Raw genomic sequence first — 18783 nt, forward strand, 5'->3', positions numbered from 1 at the left:
GGGCGTTTTAATGAAGTTATCTATACGAAAGAAAATGAATCTGCTTATATTTGGTTGTATTATTTTACTTACTTCCCTTTTAGCAGGAGTCAATTTTTTTGTTGCCAAGAACAATCTATTAGAAAGTGCTGATACAAAGCTTTTATCAGATATACAGTTGAGCTATGAATATTTAGACGCTAAATATCCTGGTGAATGGTCCATTAAAAACAACCAACTCTATAAGGGCGATATCAATATGGTAGAAAACTTTGAGGTAGCTGATAAAGTTGGAGAACTCACAAACGGGAATGCTGTATCCATCTTTCAAAACGATACGCGTATAAGTACCAATATAGTGGATAATGGTGAACGCGCTTTAAATACAAAGGTTTCTGACGAGGTTGCTACTGTTGTACTAGGAGAAAAAAAGCGCTTTATCGGTTCTGCCAATGTCTTAGGAAGTTTGCATCAAGCAGCCTATGATCCGATTGTAAATAGTCAAGGCGAGGTTATCGGTGTATGGGCAACCGCTGTCCCTACCGCTCCTTATATAAGCATTGCCACAAAATCAGCACTGGAGAATGTAGCGATTTCCTTAGTGATCGCCATTGTAATGATCGGAGGAATTAGTTGGTTCTTACAAAAGCAAATTGTTAATCCTATTAACATTCTAAGTACCAATGCCAAGGAACTAGCAGAACTAAATTTAAATGTTAAACTGTTAAACCCTAAAGGCAAAGATGAAATCGCTGAATTAGCACGCGCATTTAGTAGTATGAAAAATCATTTAACAGAGACGATAAAAATTGTGGCTGGTAGTGCACATCAAATTGCAAAGTCATCACACACTTTGGCAGAATCATCACATCAAACAAGTGAAGCATCTAATCAGATCGCACTAACAATGAATGAAATCGCCGTTGGTACTACCACTCAATCTGATCAGGCTGAACGAATAGTTTCAATGATGCAAAAAACGCTTGAGGAAGTATCAAAGAGCTTACAAAAGGCTGAAATCACTTTAAATAGCGCTATCGAATCCACTCATATCGCACGTAAAGGAGAAGAAGCCATCAATGAAGCGATTATGCATCTAAGTGATGTTACGAAAACAGTGTCTTATGCAACAGATTCTATCCAAAAATTAGGCAAGCGCTCTGAAGAAATTGGTGGTATTATTACCGTTATCACTGGCATCGCAGAACAAACGAATCTGTTAGCACTCAATGCGGCCATCGAGGCAGCACGAGCAGGTGATCAAGGGAAAGGTTTTGCTGTCGTTGCATCAGAGGTTCGTCAATTAGCTGAACAGTCAAGTTTAGCAGCTGGACAAATTACTAATCTTATTAATGATATCCAAGCGGAAACATCTGTGACCGTACGAACAATGGAAAGTAATTTACTAGCTGTCGAGGAGCAAGTAACGATCATCAATAAAGGCGGAAGTGCCTTAAAAGAAATCGTGGAGAAAGTTGTCGAAACTGAAGAAGGTGTCGAACAAATGAAAGTGGCATTTACACATGTTAACGACAACTCCCTAGATGTGCAACAAGCCATTCAAGATATTTCTCGCATCATCGAGGACGCTGCAGCAGCTACAGAAGAGATTGCCGCAACCTCAGAAGAGCAATATGCGACTGTTGCCGAAATTACACAAAGCTCAGATGAGTTATCATCAATTGCTGATAAATTACAAAATGAAGTGAATAAATTTAAGTTTGAATAAATCCCCAAACAAGAAAAGAAAAATGGAGGCGCTATAGGATGAATCAGAAGAAAATTGCAATGAATATTGACACAAAGGCTGATTATATTGTGATTGCGTTTACAGGCGATTTAGAATACGGGATGATTGAAGAAATAAAGTCAGAGCTGCAAACACTTAGCTTAGACACAAAACACGGATACATTATCGATATGCAAAGGGTAACAAATATTGATAGTACTGGATTCGGGATGATCGTTAATTTTGCTAAGAAGGTGTCTGTAAAAGATAAGAAAATCGCCATTATTGTCGTCGATGATTTCATTCGCAACTTATTCGCTATTTCACAGGTTGATAAAGTATTCCCTATTGCCGAAAGTGAAGAACAAGCAAGGAAGATTATTAAAGAAGATTGGCTAGGTGAGCTATCACTTAACGATTATTAATCTTTATAATTATAATGAAAAGGTGTATTCCTATTAGACGGAATACACCTTTTTATGTTGTTAAAAAAGAAGATGTTAACGGTAGAAATAGTAACTTTGCAAGGTGAGAGATTGATTTCCGTTCCGCCAGCGTCCTTTCCAGGGGGGGCGTCCGATGAGCCGCTAAATCCCATAGGAGTGACGCTATCAACCATTCTACAAAGTGTCTTTACCTCATAGTAGCATAGCGATCAAATCTACCCATTATTTGTATTCTTAGAGGGGATAGGCTCTTATTTTCAATGTGGAGAAGTGATGAGTGACAACACCTCTTCATAAAGGGTAATGAACTCCTTTACTTTATTTGAAAACCTTTGCTAAAAAGATTGAGATTTTTTGGGTTGGTGCGGAAGGCTTCTTGACTCCCGTGGATTAACGAGACAGGTGAGCCCCTACACGGAGGAAGCTGCTGGCACTCGCCCACAGGAAAGCAAGTAGCCTTGCAATAGAAATCCACTTCTACCTTTCTATTGACTGTTATGTTTTTAACACTAAGAGAAGGTATTTTTCCTATGGCGGAATATACCTTTTCTTTAATACTGCAGTAGCATATTAACAAACACAACTAGAATGATAATCGGTACAACAACTAGCATTAACATACGATATGTCGAATAATAGCCTTGTCCCATTTGACTACCCGTTAGCAATTCTCTCTTCACAAATTCTTTATCCACTACATAGGCAATAAAAATAGCAATGAATAAATTCCCTAGCGGAAGCATGATATTCGACACTAAAAAATCGGTTGCATCAAAGATACTTTTCTCAAAAATCATTATATCCGATAAAACACTCGAAGAAAGCGCTGCTGGAATAGCTGCAATAAATACGACTATACCAAGTAAAAGTGTCCACATTGGACGGGATTTCTGACTATGCTCCATAAATGCCGCGACGATAATCTCATATAAACTAAATGATGACGTTAATGTAGCAAATAAAAATAGCAATAAAAACATGGCTAAAAACACTTCACCAAATGGCATTTGACTAAATGCTGTTGGTAGCACCATAAATAGCAAACCTGGACCCGCTGCAGGCTCTAAATCAAAGGCGAACACAACAGGGAAAATCGCTAAACCTGCTAAAAATGAAACAAGCACGGTTAACAGCACTACAGAACCCGCTGAATTCGGAAGACTGACATCTTTTTTTAGATAAGAGCTATATGTAACTAGACAAGAAAAACCTACTGCTAACCCAAAGAATGATTGCCCTAAGGCTTCTAATAATGCCTTACCCGTAATATTCGAGAAATCAGGCCATAAGAAGAATTTTACCCCTTCCATTGCCCCATCTAATGTAACTGCACGCACAACAAGGACAATGAACATTATGAAAAGTAACGGCATCATCCATTTATTGGCCTTTTCAATCCCATTTTGTACACCTAATGAAATCACAAGTACGTTGGCTAATGTAAACAACACTAGACCAACTAGCGTAATCCAAGGCGTGCCTATAATTTTTCCAAATAATTCAGCTGGATCTACTGCTGGATCAATTACCGCGCCAGCTACACCTAGCCCGCTATAAATAAAGATCCAACCTCCAACAACGCTATAAAAAGTTAATAATAAAAAACAGCCTAGCACGCCCATTCGACCAATCCAGGCCCATCCTGGCTTAGTTGGAGCAATTTTTTTATACGCTGTTACAGCCTCGGATTGTGTACCACGTCCTAAAACATACTCGGACAATAACATCGGTAGTCCTATTAACAAGGTAAATAACACAAAGATAAGGAAAAATGCTCCTCCACCACTTTGTCCTGTTACATAGGGAAGTTTCCAAATTGCCCCTAGTCCGATCGCCGCACCAGCTGACGCTAAAATAAAACCTAATTTACTAGACCATTGTCCTTTTTTTCCACTCATCTCTTCAAACTCCTCAAACATTCTAAACTCTTCTCTATTTTACATGAAAATATAGCTTTCGACTAGATTATAATTATAAAGTACTAGTTAGCTATTTTACTCCATTACTTTTTTCTATATTTATCCGTTAGTTTTGCCTTTCTTTCCTTCACACCTTTCCCTATCCATCATTCCTTCCAACAAAAAACCTCAGGTATGTTCACCCGAGGTTAGTAAAAATTATTTTGTTATATAGATAGAACGCTGGCGGTCGATCCACTTGCGCATAGTTGTAAATAAAAATGCCATAATAGCCGTTAATAAAATACCTTTCACAATGTTAAATGGTAAAATCCCAGCGATAATCATTTTATAAAGTGAGTCACCTACAACAGGTTCCATTCCTAAGAAGTATGTGTACATCGGTAAAAATACTGCGTAGTTTAAAATACTCATCCCTACTGCCATTACGACTGTTCCTGTCGCCAAACCTCCAACAAGACCAGCAATTGTTTTAAAGCGATTAAAAATAAGGCTTACAGGCAAAATAAATAAAATACCTGTTGCAAAGTTGGCAATATGACCTACTGGCACGCCTGTTGGCGTTCCAGAGAAAATCCAATCCAATACATTTTTAAATAATTCTACTAAAATACCAGCTACAGGCCCCATTGTGATGGCTGCTATTAATGCAGGCATATCACTAAAGTCGACTTCCAAGAATGCTGGGAATGGTGGAATTGGGAAATTAAAAAGCATTAATAAAAACGAAATACTGCTCAGCATGCCAATCGTAATAAACGATTGAAGTTTAACATTTTTCTTCATAGAAAACTCTCTCCTCTTTGCTGATTCAATCTCGCAAGAAGAAAGGTGACGATCTTTCAATTGTTAGCACGAAAAAACCCTTATGCATAAAGAGCACAAGGGAGAAAGGCATGACGAATAAGCGTCAATTTAAACTATTTTTGAGCACTGTTTAAAAAGCCATACAAAAAAGCGCTCGGCCATAGTTTATTTCATAACAATGAATGACGATCGTACCTCCATCTTCTCCCATCCAGACTTTAACTGTCGGCCTCGGAATCACACCAAGTCAGCCATGCAAATAAATTTGCACAGGTCGCGGGCTGAAGAGCGAAGCATAAACCATTCGAGTTAATGGAAACATTAACGGTTCACCACTCTATTACCGCCGGTCGGGATTTTCACCCTGCCCCGAAGATGAATCATATTATTTTATACTACAACCTTACTATAATTAATTATTAAGAAAAAGTAAATAGTTCTGCTTAAAAAATTCCGATTAGATTTGTAAGTATTGTAAAAATGGAGCATTCCATGTTACAGGAATGCTCCATTTTTGATTTTGACTAAGGCATATATTGTTTATTTGGCCCCACAGGCTTGGGCAAATACGTTTTTAAATCGAATCCTTCCCAGCTTTCTTGGACCACATTATCCAAGCGTAATTGTTGGTCAAAGCTAGCAGCAGTTAACATCATAGCTTCAATCAATTGGGTAGCGCGAATTGGCTCCATCGATGCTAAATCTAAGGGAATATCGAATGTTACGACTACACCTTCTGCTTCCTCTTTCACGGTATATGTTACATTTTCAGGAACCACTGTTACATAAACATCATCATTTTTGTTTTTCATTAGTGTAAGTGCTTCTGTAACATTAGCAAATGTTTGACGGAAATCTGGTGACAGGTATTCTGCCCCACTACCATCTTGGTATAAATAATAATTAAAATGCTTGGCGTTTGTTAATGACATGGCTTGACTTGGCTCACCCTCCTGAGAAAACTCATAAGGTGTGCCATCTTCATTTTGAATCTCAACTTCCGTATATTCAGAATCCGAGAAGGTATCCTCTAAAGTCCCTTTGTACTCATTAACGGTAGCTGATGCAACATCATAGTCATTGTCCTTTGGTAATACGTGGACAAGCTTGTCTTCCTTCTCCTTCAGTTCACCTTTAAAAGGATGATAATCCGTAAACCCTTTGGCTTCTTCATCTATTTGAGGAGCATATTTTTCATACATCTGTAGGGTAGAAGGCTTTTCTGTTCCAAAATCAGTTGCTACACGCTCATTTGGTATCACATATGTCATTGGAACACTTTCTGCATCGCGTCCTGCCAAACCAATACGGAAAATGACAGCATCTTTCACATCTTCCTCATAGACAGACGACCGTAAAGATAACATACGCTCATGCTCCGATACAATACTGGATTGAAGTGCCTCATCCTGGGTAGCTGCCTCTTTAGCAGAACGATCTTCCTGTAACGTAGAGTAATTAGCCGTTTCTGGCGTACTAGCTAGATCTTTTTGGCTAGCGTCATTATTATTCATGAACATGAAGCCAACGAGTACCGTTATCGCGAAAACTGCTGCTACACTCGTAAAAATCGGCATTTTTCGGAACTTAAATCGTGATGGTCGTTCATCTTGTATTAAAGATTTACTTTCTTGTTGTGCTTCTTCATTCTCTATAGGTTGTTGTATCGCTTCTTGTAGGTGACTATTATCCTGCAAGCGAGCATCTGCCATTAACCGATTTAATATTTCTTCTTTTGAACGGCGGTCAGAAAGCTTAGGGGCATTGTTCAAGACATGTTCAAGCTGTTCATCATCAAATGGCTTATGCGTCATTGCCGTTTCGCCTCCTGTTCTCTAATCGGCTGTAGCTGTTGCCTTAAAAATTTAATGGCTCGATGCTGGGTCGTTTTTACCTTAGCTTCTGTCCAATCTAGTATTTGCGCTGTTTCTGCAATCGATAAATCTTGAAAATAGCGCATAATAATGACCATTTTTTGGTCGCCTGTACAGTTTTCAAGTGCTGATTCCACCTGCATAAATTCATCACTGGCCTGTAGCATATCTTCCGGTGATGGCGTGGTTGAATGGAGCTGTTCCGTTTCCCAGTCAAAGAAATCATGTGAATGCTTTTGACGTACAGCTTGCTTTCTAAAATGATCAATTGCTACATTTTTAGCAATAGCAAATAGCCAAGTTTTCTCACTACTATTGCCTGCAAATTGATCGTATGAGCGCAACACTCGTACATAAACTTCATGTGCTAAATCTTCGGCAAGTGTACGGTTTTTTACTAAATATATTAAAAACTGAAACACGTCTTGGTGATATGCATCGTATAGTCGATGGAACACGGAGTCATTCAAAGCACTCCACCCCCGTTCTATAATATTTGTCGTCTTACATTCATAGAAGTTACAGCCAATTAATAGCAATACTTGTTATTAATCGAACGGTAAATAAAACGTGAAGGTCGTACCCTCTTTCAACACACTGTCTACCATAATATTACCTGAGTGTGCCTTCACAATATTTCTAGCAATGGCTAAGCCGAGACCAGTTCCACCCTTGGAACGAGTACGTGCCTTATCTGCTTTATAAAAACGTTCAAAGACATAGGGTAAGTCCTCTTGAGGGATGCCATGTCCTGTATCTTGAACAGATATTTTAGCAAATGTCGGCTCCTGCTCTACTTTTACAGTCACAGACCCTTCATCTGTATGTCTCAGGGCATTGTCAACTAAATTTGTAAGCACTTGTTCAATGCGATCCTCATCTATATTAATCATGGCCTCGTCATTAAATTCACTCTCAAACAGCAGACGAACGTGCTTTTCTTTTGCTACCTGTGCAAATTTTTGTGTAATACGTTCAAAAGTAGAATTAATTGGTAATTCATCTTTATAAAGCGTCATATGCCCTGATTCCATACGTGCCAAATCTAATAAATCTGTCACAAGGCGACCCATTCGCTTCGATTCATCATAAATAATTTTGGTAATCTCATTTCGCTCTTCCTGATCCTGAATAAAATCGTCATCCATTAATGCTTCTGAGTAACCTTGAAGCATGGCAATCGGTGTCCGAAGCTCATGAGAGACATTCGCAATAAAATCCGATCTTAGTTTTTCTAAGCGATGCTGTTCAGTCATATCACGAATAACAGCGACAGCACCACGTATCATTTCCCCACTATAAAGAGGACTAATGGTAAATGTATAATAGCTGCCATCCATTTCAATTTCCTCTTCTAGTTTATCCTCAAACATCAGCACATGATCAAGCATATGATACAGCTCTGGCGGAATAGGTTTTGCACTTTGTGAGCCTTTGTTGACAAACCACTTTTGCATCAGACGTTCGGCTGGTGGATTACTTAATAATATTGTACGATCCCGATTAAACGTAATCACTGCATCTGTCATAGATGTCAAAATATTAGAAAGCTGTTCGTTTTCTTGATTGATAACCTCTAAATTATGCTTTAATTGACGGCCCATTTGGTTGAAGGCAACGGCAAGCTGACCAATTTCGTCATTTTGGGTAGTAGGCATTTTCGCTTCAAAATTCCCTTTTGCAATTTCAAAAGCTAATTCACGCATTTTTCTTAATGGCGAAGTTATACGTGAAGAAAGGAAGAATGCGAAGAATGTCGTCAACACAAATGCTATGAAGGCTGCTAAAAAGACAATTTTCGTAGTTTCCTTAGACGTTTTATGTAGCGCATCTGGGCTTTGGTAGATGAAGACAGCTCCATGTACTGCATTTTCAACATTTAGGGGAAAACCAAGTACGACATAAGATTCCATTTTTTCTTGATCAGTTGAAGAAGGCATCATCATTTCTTTAATAATCGGCTCATCTGATTGAAACACTTCATGAAAAGATTTATTGGCTAATATAGTATCTTGTATTTCTTTTTTGTTGACACCCTCTTGCATCGCAAAGGACACTTCAACATGACTGATAGCGATCAATGCATTGGTTCCTGTAGGTAAAATATCTTTTAATAATTCAGAGGTAGATTCGGCTGTTTCATTGTCATCTACTATACTTGCTACCGTTGCTGCTGTTTGTCGCAATGAAATTTCTGCTTGCTGCATATGGTAATTTTGAAGAAATTCAAGCATTAATACCGTGAAAACAAATAATACAAATGAAACGAGAAGCAATATGGTTACCCATAGCTTCCCGACAACACTATTCCATATTCTATTCATTGACAACCTCAAATTTGTATCCAACGCCCCAAACCGTCACAATCATTTTAGCAGCGTTTTCAGAAACTCGGTTGAGCTTTTCACGTAAACGTTTTACATGTGTGTCTACTGTGCGTAAATCACCAAAGAAGTCATAATGCCATACCTCTTTTAGTAGTTGTTCACGGTCAAATACTTTGTCTGGCGATTTCGCTAAAAAGTACAGCAATTCATACTCTTTCGGTGTTAAATTAACCTCAATGCCTTCTGCAGTCACACGATGTGCATCATGGTCAATCATTAAGTGTTGGAACACCACTAAATCTTTTGAAGAAGATGCATTAGTCGTTGGTGAGAAAGCCTGTGAACGACGTAAAATAGCCTTCACACGTAACACAACCTCACGAGGACTAAATGGTTTTACGATATAGTCATCTGCACCAAGCTCAAAGCCTTGTACACGGTTCGCTTCTTCGCCTTTGGCAGTTAATAAAATAATTGGTGTTGCTGCGCGCTCTCGAATTTCTGCACACACTTCTAGCCCATCTTTTTCAGGCATCATAATATCAAGTAAAATACAGTGATACTCTTTTTCTAAAGATTTCTCGATCGCTTGTTCTCCATTTTCGGCCTCGTCAACAAGGTATCCTTCTCGCTCAAGATACATTTTTAATAAGCGGCGAATACGATCCTCGTCATCTACTACTAATACTGAAATATTTTCTGACACTTTCACGATCCCTCTCTTCCATCTTTCTCTAACTTCTATTGTACATGGTGTGACACATATTGAAAAGAAAAGAAAGCCTCTTCGCTACAGCGAAAAGGCTTGTTGCTTCACAGGTTACGCGTAGGAGTGTAAACCTGCAAGAATTAAGTTAACAGCAATTAGGTTGAATAAAATAATCCCAAAACCAATTAGTGCTAACCAAGCAGATTTTCGACCTTCCCAGCCTTTTGATAGACGTAAATGCAGGAATGCTGCATAGAATAACCATGTAATAAGAGCCCATACTTCTTTTGGATCCCAACCCCAGAAACGACTCCAAGCAATTTGTGCCCAAATCATCGCAAAGATTAAAGCACCAAGGGAGAATACAGGGAAACCAATCAGCACTGAACGATAACCAATTTCATCAAGTAATTGTAAATTGACACGTTTAACAAGTGGTTGGAAAATGGCACTAATTCGACGGCGAGCAATTAAACGAATTAATAAATACAACACAGATCCTACCAATAATGACCAAACAACGGTTGTTAATTTTTTAGCATTAATTAACGCTGGCATTTCTACTAATGGCGACATGCCATGTTCTTCTATCACTTCATATTCATTCATACCGAATACTGGAGGTAAATTGTAAATAATTTTACGAGTAGTACCTTCTTTATCCACATAATTATAGCTAGACTCATAATCCATAGCACTAAATGTAGATGTTACCGCGACAAATCCAACAACTACTACAAGACAGTACATGACGGCTTCTAACCAAAAACGTTGTTTAGAGGGCTTCGTTAAATCTACTACTTTTAACAAGTAAATAAGTCCTGCCACAGCACTAATGGCTAAAATAGATTGCCCTAATGCTGCTGTAATAACGTGAATTGTTAACCAATGACTTTGTAATGAAGGCACTAATGGACTTACTTCTTTCGGGAACATTGCTGCATAAGCAATAATCAAAAGCGCAACAGGCAGTGCCACTAATCCAAGTGCAGTCAAACGATAAATAAAATAAATTAAGATAAACGCGCCGACAATGAACATACCAAAGGCAGTTGTAAATTCGAACATATTACTTACTGGCGCATGTCCTGTATAAATCCAACGCGTAATAAAATAGCCAAGCTGTGATAGGAAACCAATAATAGTAACCACAATGGCAAGCTTGCCCCATTTGCCAGTATTTTTACCAGTAGCATTACCTTGCTTAATTGAACCACCAAATAATAATGTCGCAACTAGATAAGCAATAAACGCAACAAATAGTAAGTTTCCACTTAAGTCAATCAAACTCATAAGGTGTTGTCACCTTCCTTTTCTTTAATGCCACCAGTAGTGGACTCTTCGCCAGCCTCATCTTTCTCTAACTGATCTTTATACGGAGGCAATGCAGCAAATGTTGTAACAGCATCTAAATCCTTTTTCATGCTGAACATATTTTTGTTGACATGGGCAGCCATTAACACACGGCCGTCTGGTTCCACTTGAAGCCATAAACGACGATGATTCCAGTAAGAGCCAATGGCAACACCGATCATAAAGATGACCCCACCAACAAACAGAATAGGGATGGTACTATCTTTTCGCACCGTAATACCTGACATATCACGCATCTCTGCACTAGCAAATTTCATTCTGTATTTATTTTCACCCAGTGGTTCTAAAGGAGGCTGCATAATTTCAACAAAGCTTACTTCTCCTTCAGGAGTTTCTGGTGTAGTCATTTTAAATAAAAATGCAGGATTATTTGGAATAGACGTTTTAGTCTGAGGTTCTCCATTTTCAAATCCATCAAAATCAGGTGTATAGACAAGAATTTGAACGGATGAACCATTCCCTAAATCATATTCTTTTTTAGGATTTGTTAAATCAATCTCTACCTTACCTAATGATTTCTCTGTCGTCTTATTAATTAATTCAAAGTTCATCTGTTTTAATTCATTTAGACGATAATCCATCTGGTAAAGAGCAAAGCCATCTTCTTTCAAAGGATGGTTTACACGAATAGAATAGTCTTTTACTTTTTCTAGATTTTCCGTATCCCCAGGTAATGCGTCTTCAGGTTGCTTGTAAAGTGTAATATCGGTCTGGAAGTTTTTAGCCACTACATTCACACCCTGTTTAACTTGCTCACCTTGAGGTGTATTATCATGTGTTTCTAAAATAAAGTCACGGTTTTCAATGAAATAGCCTTCCATTCCAGTGATAGCTCGTGTTTCACCTTCACGCACCCATATCGATTCATCAACATAGAAGCCTGGAACTAGACGTAGCATGACCCCACCTAAAAAAATGATGAGACCTACATGGTTTATGTACGGACCGTAACGAGAAAAGCGTCCTTTTTCAGCTAAGAGAGCGCTACCATCTCGACGAACAGAATACTTCATCTCAGTCATTTTTTGAGCCACTTTATCAAGCGTTTCCTCCGCACTCGCTGACACTTGTCCTTCTGCAACAATGCGCTGACGCTTCATAAAGCTTTCATGTCTTTTAACACGTTGATTCTTTAATGATTTATAAAGTGGAATGCCTCGGTCAAGACTTGCCACTATAATTGATACTGCTAGCATACCAACTAAAATCTGGAACCACCATGAGCTATATAAATCCGAAAGCCCCAACGTATAATAGATTTTACCGAATGTACCATATACGTCTGCGTAATAAGCCCCCTTCTCCATATCAGAAGCTTTTACGTAAAACTCTTGCGGTAGTAATGTTCCGACTGAAGCAGCAATTAATGTGATAATAATTAAGGATATACCAACTTTAACACTTGAGAAGAAATTCCATATTTTATCAACAAATGATTTGTTATATGTTTTGGAGCGAATGGCCATACCATCATAGCGCATATCAACAACTTTATTTTGTTTTTCTTCTTCGGTTAAAGGACGACCACATTTTTCACAAAGCTTCGTGCCGTATGGATTACTATGACCACAAGCACAAATGATTTTTTCCATCGTCATTACTCCTTATTTGGCTTCACTAATTCCATGTACGAAGCAATATCTTTCTCCGTCATTTCACCTGTAATAATTTTGGCCACTTTGCCTTCTGGATCAATTAACACTGTTGCAGGTAATTGTCCTACATTATAAGCAGTCATAACACTTTTTGTTTTGTCGATAACTACTGGAAATGACAACCCATATCGATCGACAAAATTCTGTACTTCAAAATCTGTTTGAGCAATATTGACAGCTAATGTTTGTACACCGTGATCTTTAAATTCTTGATACTGATTGTCCATTGCGGGCATTTCCTTCTCACAAGGCTTACACCAAGTTCCCCAGAAATTTAAAAATACCCCTTGCCCTTTATAATCCGACAATTTATGTTTTTCACCGTTTAAATCTACTAACGTGAAGTCAGGTGCCTCAGAGCCTACTGCTACTAACTCTACTTTTTCCTTTGTTGCTGTTCCATATACTGTGTACCCGATTGCCAACGCTAACACAGCTAAAATGACAGTTCGCAGTACAAGACGTTTTTTCTTTTTCTCCAAGTTAATAAACCCCCTATCAATTACGGCTTGCGTTGCTTTTACATATTGAAGAAACAAATAGAACTTTTTCACTCTCTATACGTCTATAAATATGTAAAAGCTTCTTTCACATTGACGTCAACAATACCGGATTAAATGTGTTACAGCATTTTTGAACAAACTGCTACTAGGTGTACTATTCTCACCTATTATAGCAAAATGATACAAAAACACTTAGCTATTAATTATGAATGATTTATGAACGATTTCACCACAAAGAAAGTGTAAACATCCAAATACCTCTATTGGTATCCACACTTTCTTCTGGCAAAATTGCATTAATCAAGCTTTCCTGTTTCTGCTAACACACGTAGTTGCTTTACTTCATGCTTTGATAATTCACGGTATTCTCCTGGAGCAAGACCAAATAAATCTAAAAAAGCAAAGCGTTCGCGTTTTAATTTAACAACAGGTGTTCCAATCGCTTCAAACATACGACGAACTTGGCGATTGCGCCCTTCATGAATCGTAATTTCACAAATAGCTTTGCCCGCTTTTTCATCGAAAGATGTCATACTTACCTTAGCAGGTGCTGTCTTTCCATCCTCTAATTTGATCCCTCGTTGAAGCTTTTTAAGCCCTTCAATTGTTGGCACTCCTTTGACACGAGCGATATATGTTTTGTCAATTTTAAATTTCGGATGTGTCAACATATAGGAAAATTCTCCATCATTTGTCAATAGCAATAATCCAGATGTATCATAATCAAGACGACCAACTGGGAAAATACGTTGCGGAATATGATGAAATAAATCTGTGACAGTTTTGCGTCCTTTATCATCTGTAACTGCAGAAATTGTTCCACGTGGTTTGTAAAGTAAGAAATATACCTTATCTTCTTTTTCTAGTTTTACACCTTCTACTTCAATTGTATCGGAATTAGATACCTTTGTTCCTAACTCACGAACCACTACACCATTTACTTTAACTTTACCTTCTAAAATCAATTGCTCTGCCTTGCGCCTTGACGCAACACCTGCATAGGCAATGACCTTTTGTAATCTTTCCATTTTTTCACCTCTAGTTTTCTTTCACATTGACACGTTCGTCATCATTCGATTTCGATCCAATGAATAGGGTTATTTTTCCCGCTAATCTGTGAAAATTATGTCATACTTTTAGACATTATTAAAGAAAAACAAATTTCACATTTTTTAATTGAGTATTCCGACTAATTTCTCGTTCGTTAATTTCTTAACATTTGAACCGAGATTTTGTTTTGTTTACTAGCAGTATACTCATTTGATAATCATGCGAATCGATTGTAAAATGTTTATTTTGACACAAAAAAAGCTACCATTCGGCAGCTTTTATCTGTATACATTTTCAATTGTTAGGCCACGTTGCTTTAACTCATTGGCTATATAGTTTTTAGCCAGTACCATGTTGCCTGCCAAAGGTTCCTCCATTGTGGAACCATCTTGAAATGTAAAAACCAGATGATCAGGCTTTGTCACACCACTTTTTTCTAGATTAACCTGCTCAACTTTCACTATTTCTTCCCACTCGACAAAATTTACTTTTAAACTAAAAAATGGATTCATATGAATACCTCTTGAATCTATCCATTTATAAGTATTAAAGCTTAATGCGATGAAACCTAAGGCAATTAATAAGGAAGTAGATACTAGACCACGTTTTATATTCTTTCTTTTTTTCGTTTTAGGTATGATCAAATAATTGATTAGTAGTACGAGGGCCATGACAAATAAAGAGACCATAAAGATAATATAAGCATTAAAATAAGGTGCAAAATAATAAAATTCATTAGGTCGATATAGTATCTCTTGAATTGGATATAGAAGAATGACAGGCACAATTAAACTTGATAAGAATAAGATAATGATTAGCCCAAATTGAATTTGCCTACCATTACTTTCCATTGAAGCTTCCCTCAATTTCCTCACCCCTTTTTTCGAAAATTAAGAATTTTAAATTCATTATCATTTTACCAAATTTAACATCAATTGATCAAATAATGTAAAAAATCAGCAAATCGTTTTTAACGATCCGCTGATTCAACTTTTACTGGCGTTGCATAAATCCGTTCTTCTCCTATAAAGATAGACAAGACTGCTTCTTGGCGTTTCCTTGAAACATGTAATACTTGCCTCACCTGTTCTTTTTCCTCTTTATTTAACTGTAGTCGAACGGGCTCTTGTAAACGAATAGCCAACTTTTTATTGACATTGTATTTACCCTTTTTCACTACTGTTTCAAGACTATAATCTTGCCATACTTTATTGGATAAACCTCGATGTACATTCCAATCATCTGATTCATTTAATGTGACGACAATGCAGATTTGTCCGTCCTTTTGAAAGGCCGTTGCAAGTGTTCGTCCAGCAACCTTAGTAAAGCCCGTTTTTCCAGCGAAAGCAGTACCAGTGGCTGACTTTAAGGAACTAACAGGCTGTTCTGTCTCATCATCTATATCTGCTGCCATTCCTGAACCTTCTCTTAATAGACGGTGTTTATTTTCCCATAACATTCCGTTTACTGTATTTGCCCGATAAAGTACAGTTGAAGCAATTTTCTCAAATGTTTTATTTTGCAACGCAAGTCTTAACATCTCAGCAGTATCTCTTGCAGACGATAAATGCTCATCATGATGAAGACCAGAAGGATTCATAAAGACGGTATTGGTAAGACCTGCAATAACAGCTCTTTCATTCATTAATTTGACAAAACCCTCTACAGACCCTCCTACATGTTCGGCTAAGGCTGTTGCAGCATCATTGCCGGAACGTAGCATTAAGCCATACAATAACGTTTCAACTGTCACCGTTTCACCAGCCTGTAGGTAAATAGAGCTCCCCTCAGCCATAGCAGCCTTAGGGGATATAACGACTTCATCCTGCAAGTCACTATTTTCAATTGCCACAAGTGCTGTCCAAATTTTTGTGAGGCTAGCAATAGGTAATCGTTCATCGCTATTGGATCCAATTAAAAGTCGACCTGTATCGCCATCCAAGACAGCATAGCCGCTTCCTCCTCTTGCAAAGCTAGTCTGAGGAAGCATTACCATTAACACAATGATCATAAACAGTGTTAAACGAAATAACCGAAGCAACGAGCCACTCCTTATTCAATGTGATAGGAAATTATAGATTTAAATTTATGTTGAAGGCTACGCATTATACCTAACCATTATTTTGCTCCGCTAAAAGTCTCTTGGAACTTCGTCATAAATAAATCTGTTTCTTGTTCTGTATCAGCAAGGTCCTCTTCAGGTAGAGGAGGCATTTCTTCTATACTATTTAAGCCAAAATAATGTAAAAATTCTTTTGTTGTTCCATATAAGATGGCACGTCCAGTCCCTTCTGACCGTCCTACCTCTTTAATTAATCCTCGTGAAACTAATGTTTGGATTGGTCGTTCACACTTCACACCGCGCAAATCTTCTATTGCTACACGTGTAATGGGCTGTTTGTATGCAACGATCGCTAACACTTCAAGGGAGGCTTGAGATAAGGATTGTGCGGTTGGATTTTCTACTAATCTTTGAATCGTATCGGCAAAATCAGATTTTGTAATGAGCTGATAAACGCCTGCAATTTCTTTCACCGTAATTCCTCTTGTTAAATCTTCTTCATAGGTTTCTCTCAATGTATTCATTGTTTGCAGAATCAGCTCTTCCTGCTCTCCTAAGAGTTGTGAAAGTTGTTTAATCGTTAAGCCATCATCTCCCACAACAAATAATAAGGCTTCAATTCTACTCTGTAACATCAATGTTTTCGTCATCTTCCCATTCCTCCTTCTGTAAGGTAACCGTTAATTCTTCAAAGTTACCATCTTGCTCTACGATGACGACCTGACGTTTCATCAGTTCAAGAAGAGATACAAACGTCAGAATAAGTGTTGGCTTATCTTCATAGGGAAAAAGCTCGAAAAATGATGCACGTCCACCTGTTAATCGTAAAGAATCCACAACAGAGCGCATTTGATCTTTTACTGATCGCTCCTGCCTTGCTACAGTAGTTTTTAATGGTTTTTTTAATTTTTTGCGACGCATTAATTTCTGAAATGCTCCAAGCATATCATAGATATTCACATTCAAATCAAATAAAGCCATCTGTTCTTCTGAGGCTAATCCTGTTAAATCAGCAGGTGGCCTCGTAAATACCTGTGCTCGGTCTGTTTCAAGCTCCTGCAAATTACTAGCTGCTTCCTTGTATTTTTTATATTCGATTAAGCGTTGCACGAGTTCTTCACGAGGGTCAGGGCCGTCCACTTCTAATTCTGCGTCCTCCATCTCTCCTTCGTGAATTGGCAATAACATGCGGCTTTTAATTGCCAGTAACGTTGCTGCCATTACTAAATATTCACTTGCTTCATTTAACTCTAGTACTTGCATTGCATGAATATGGTCGATATATTGTTGTGTGATTTCAGCCATTGGGATATCATAGATATCAATTTCCAATCTGTGAATTAAATGCAATAATAAATCAAGAGGCCCTGAAAAGGCTTCTAATTTTACTTCATAAGACATTATTTTACCACCCTGAGATTCTATGTTCTTTTAGTATAGTGGAAAGGAGTCCAAAATGCATCCACAGCATCATACTTTATTTATAGATTACTGTGCCTATTTTAATGGCAATCAAGATTTTTTTGAATGCCATGAAGTGCTAGAGGAATATTGGAAGGAAATTGCACCTGGTGATAAAATGCATCCGCTTGTCGGCTATGTGCAGCTGGCAACAGGTTTCTATCATTGGCGACGTGGTAATAATACTGGTGCTAAACGAATTTTAGAAAAAGCACTTCATAACTTTCAAGTAAATGAAGGGCATGTTTTTTTCCAAGAAATTGATTATCTTGAACTCCTAACACAAATAACAAAAGCTATCACTTCGATTGAAATGGGCAAGTCCTTTCAAACTTTCCAGCTTCCTCTCTCACCTCACTTGCTGGATTTAGCCCTAGCACGTATAAAGCTTTTGCCATCAGATAGCTCAAATTATCTTCTTCATAAACATATGCTTCGAGATCGCTCACATATTCTTGCAGAGCGACAAGAAAGCAAACAAAGAAAAAGCAGACGTTGTTAATCGTCTGCTTTTTCATCGATACAATGAATACATTTTTGAACAAAACTACGTGTTTCATCTGTAGCACGCACACTTTCATATTGGCCAAGTTCCGCCACTTCTTGAAGCATCTCCGTTGCTACTCCCTCTCCCCTATAGGAAGGGATCACCGACACGTGCTGGATTGTGGCTATATTATGCTCGTCAACAACAAGCCCTACAATGCCAACATATTCATCATTCTTTTTCCATAAGTATAAAACCCAATTATCGTCATTTTCATAGGAGTGGATGGTTTCTGTAAGCTTTTTTACGTCTTTTTCGTTAGGCATAAATGAAAGTAGCCCCATTGCTATTTTCTCTAAAGCTTTTTTATATCGAATTAACATATTTGTCTATTCCCTCTT

General features: G+C 37.9%; 18 protein-coding genes and 1 riboswitch. Of the genes, 3 read left to right on the top strand and 15 right to left on the bottom strand.

Annotated features, from left to right (window positions below; translation table 11 throughout):
* The first annotated feature begins 10 nt into the window (after positions 1-10).
* Positions 11-1708, top strand: a complete 1698-nt coding sequence (locus tag C7B89_RS08690) for a methyl-accepting chemotaxis protein (protein WP_048391281.1) — start codon at positions 11-13, stop codon at positions 1706-1708.
* Positions 1709-1746: 38 nt separating this feature from the next.
* Positions 1747-2133, top strand: a complete 387-nt coding sequence (locus C7B89_RS08695) for an STAS domain-containing protein (RefSeq protein WP_009370722.1) — start codon at positions 1747-1749, stop codon at positions 2131-2133.
* Between the two features lie 572 nt (positions 2134-2705).
* On the opposite strand, the gene C7B89_RS08705 is transcribed toward C7B89_RS08695, so the two are convergent.
* From C7B89_RS08705 to C7B89_RS08770, 14 genes are all read right to left on the bottom strand, one after another.
* Positions 2706-4052 (bottom strand): sodium-dependent transporter, encoded by a 1347-nt coding sequence (locus C7B89_RS08705; RefSeq protein ID WP_036080548.1) that lies wholly within the window; start codon positions 4050-4052, stop codon positions 2706-2708.
* Between the two features lie 219 nt (positions 4053-4271).
* Positions 4272-4859, bottom strand: coding sequence for an ECF transporter S component (locus C7B89_RS08710; protein ID WP_036080135.1), 588 nt, complete (start codon positions 4857-4859; stop codon positions 4272-4274).
* A 216-nt stretch (positions 4860-5075) separates the two neighbouring features.
* A riboswitch (FMN riboswitch) is annotated at positions 5076-5261 on the bottom strand.
* A gap of 143 nt (positions 5262-5404) precedes the next feature.
* Positions 5405-6694: a hypothetical protein gene (locus C7B89_RS08715; protein WP_054550609.1), complete on the bottom strand. Its 1290-nt coding sequence runs from the start codon at positions 6692-6694 to the stop codon at positions 5405-5407.
* Positions 6691-7224, bottom strand: coding sequence for an RNA polymerase sigma factor SigX (sigX, locus tag C7B89_RS08720; protein ID WP_009370717.1), 534 nt, complete (start codon positions 7222-7224; stop codon positions 6691-6693). Before sigX ends, C7B89_RS08715 begins: the two co-directional genes overlap by 4 nt.
* A gap of 78 nt (positions 7225-7302) precedes the next feature.
* Positions 7303-9078, bottom strand: coding sequence for an ATP-binding protein (locus C7B89_RS08725; protein ID WP_048391287.1), 1776 nt, complete (start codon positions 9076-9078; stop codon positions 7303-7305).
* Complete coding sequence (locus C7B89_RS08730; protein ID WP_004232215.1) at positions 9071-9787, bottom strand: response regulator transcription factor; 717 nt, start codon at positions 9785-9787, stop codon at positions 9071-9073. The genes C7B89_RS08725 and C7B89_RS08730 overlap by 8 nt, the downstream gene beginning before the upstream one ends.
* Before the next feature lie 114 nt (positions 9788-9901).
* Positions 9902-11083 carry a c-type cytochrome biogenesis protein CcsB gene (gene ccsB, locus C7B89_RS08735; RefSeq protein ID WP_048391290.1) on the bottom strand — a complete coding sequence of 394 codons (1182 nt, stop codon included), beginning with the start codon at positions 11081-11083 and terminating at the stop codon, positions 9902-9904.
* Complete coding sequence (gene resB, locus C7B89_RS08740) at positions 11080-12756, bottom strand: cytochrome c biogenesis protein ResB (protein WP_054550608.1); 1677 nt, start codon at positions 12754-12756, stop codon at positions 11080-11082. Before resB ends, ccsB begins: the two co-directional genes overlap by 4 nt.
* Positions 12757-12761: 5 nt before the next feature.
* Complete coding sequence (resA, locus tag C7B89_RS08745; RefSeq protein WP_004232210.1) at positions 12762-13301, bottom strand: thiol-disulfide oxidoreductase ResA; 540 nt, start codon at positions 13299-13301, stop codon at positions 12762-12764.
* Between the two features lie 317 nt (positions 13302-13618).
* Positions 13619-14350 (bottom strand): pseudouridine synthase, encoded by a 732-nt coding sequence (locus tag C7B89_RS08750; RefSeq protein ID WP_004232209.1) that lies wholly within the window; start codon positions 14348-14350, stop codon positions 13619-13621.
* A gap of 300 nt (positions 14351-14650) precedes the next feature.
* Complete coding sequence (locus C7B89_RS08755) at positions 14651-15238, bottom strand: alkaline shock response membrane anchor protein AmaP (protein WP_244205598.1); 588 nt, start codon at positions 15236-15238, stop codon at positions 14651-14653.
* Between the two features lie 104 nt (positions 15239-15342).
* The gene (locus tag C7B89_RS08760; protein ID WP_115673515.1) at positions 15343-16413 is read right to left on the bottom strand and encodes a D-alanyl-D-alanine carboxypeptidase family protein; all 1071 of its coding nucleotides are present in this window, start codon (positions 16411-16413) and stop codon (positions 15343-15345) included.
* 77 nt (positions 16414-16490) lie between these two features.
* Entirely contained in the window at positions 16491-17084 is a 594-nt protein-coding gene (gene scpB / locus C7B89_RS08765; RefSeq protein ID WP_054550606.1) for an SMC-Scp complex subunit ScpB, read from the bottom strand.
* Complete coding sequence (locus C7B89_RS08770) at positions 17056-17835, bottom strand: segregation/condensation protein A (RefSeq protein ID WP_054550605.1); 780 nt, start codon at positions 17833-17835, stop codon at positions 17056-17058. Before C7B89_RS08770 ends, scpB begins: the two co-directional genes overlap by 29 nt.
* Positions 17836-17890: 55 nt before the next feature.
* On the opposite strand from C7B89_RS08770, the gene C7B89_RS08775 reads away from it, so the two are divergent.
* A complete protein-coding gene (locus C7B89_RS08775; RefSeq protein ID WP_115673516.1) occupies positions 17891-18397 on the top strand; it encodes a DUF309 domain-containing protein in 507 nt (168 codons plus the stop codon).
* On the opposite strand, the gene C7B89_RS08780 is transcribed toward C7B89_RS08775, so the two are convergent.
* Positions 18394-18765, bottom strand: a complete 372-nt coding sequence (locus tag C7B89_RS08780) for a GNAT family N-acetyltransferase (RefSeq protein ID WP_004232192.1) — start codon at positions 18763-18765, stop codon at positions 18394-18396. The two genes, C7B89_RS08775 and C7B89_RS08780, sit on opposite strands and share 4 nt — an antisense overlap.
* Between the last annotated feature and the right edge of the window lie 18 nt (positions 18766-18783).

The organism is Lysinibacillus capsici, from assembly GCF_003367505.1.
Lineage (GTDB): Bacteria > Bacillota > Bacilli > Bacillales_A > Planococcaceae > Lysinibacillus > Lysinibacillus capsici.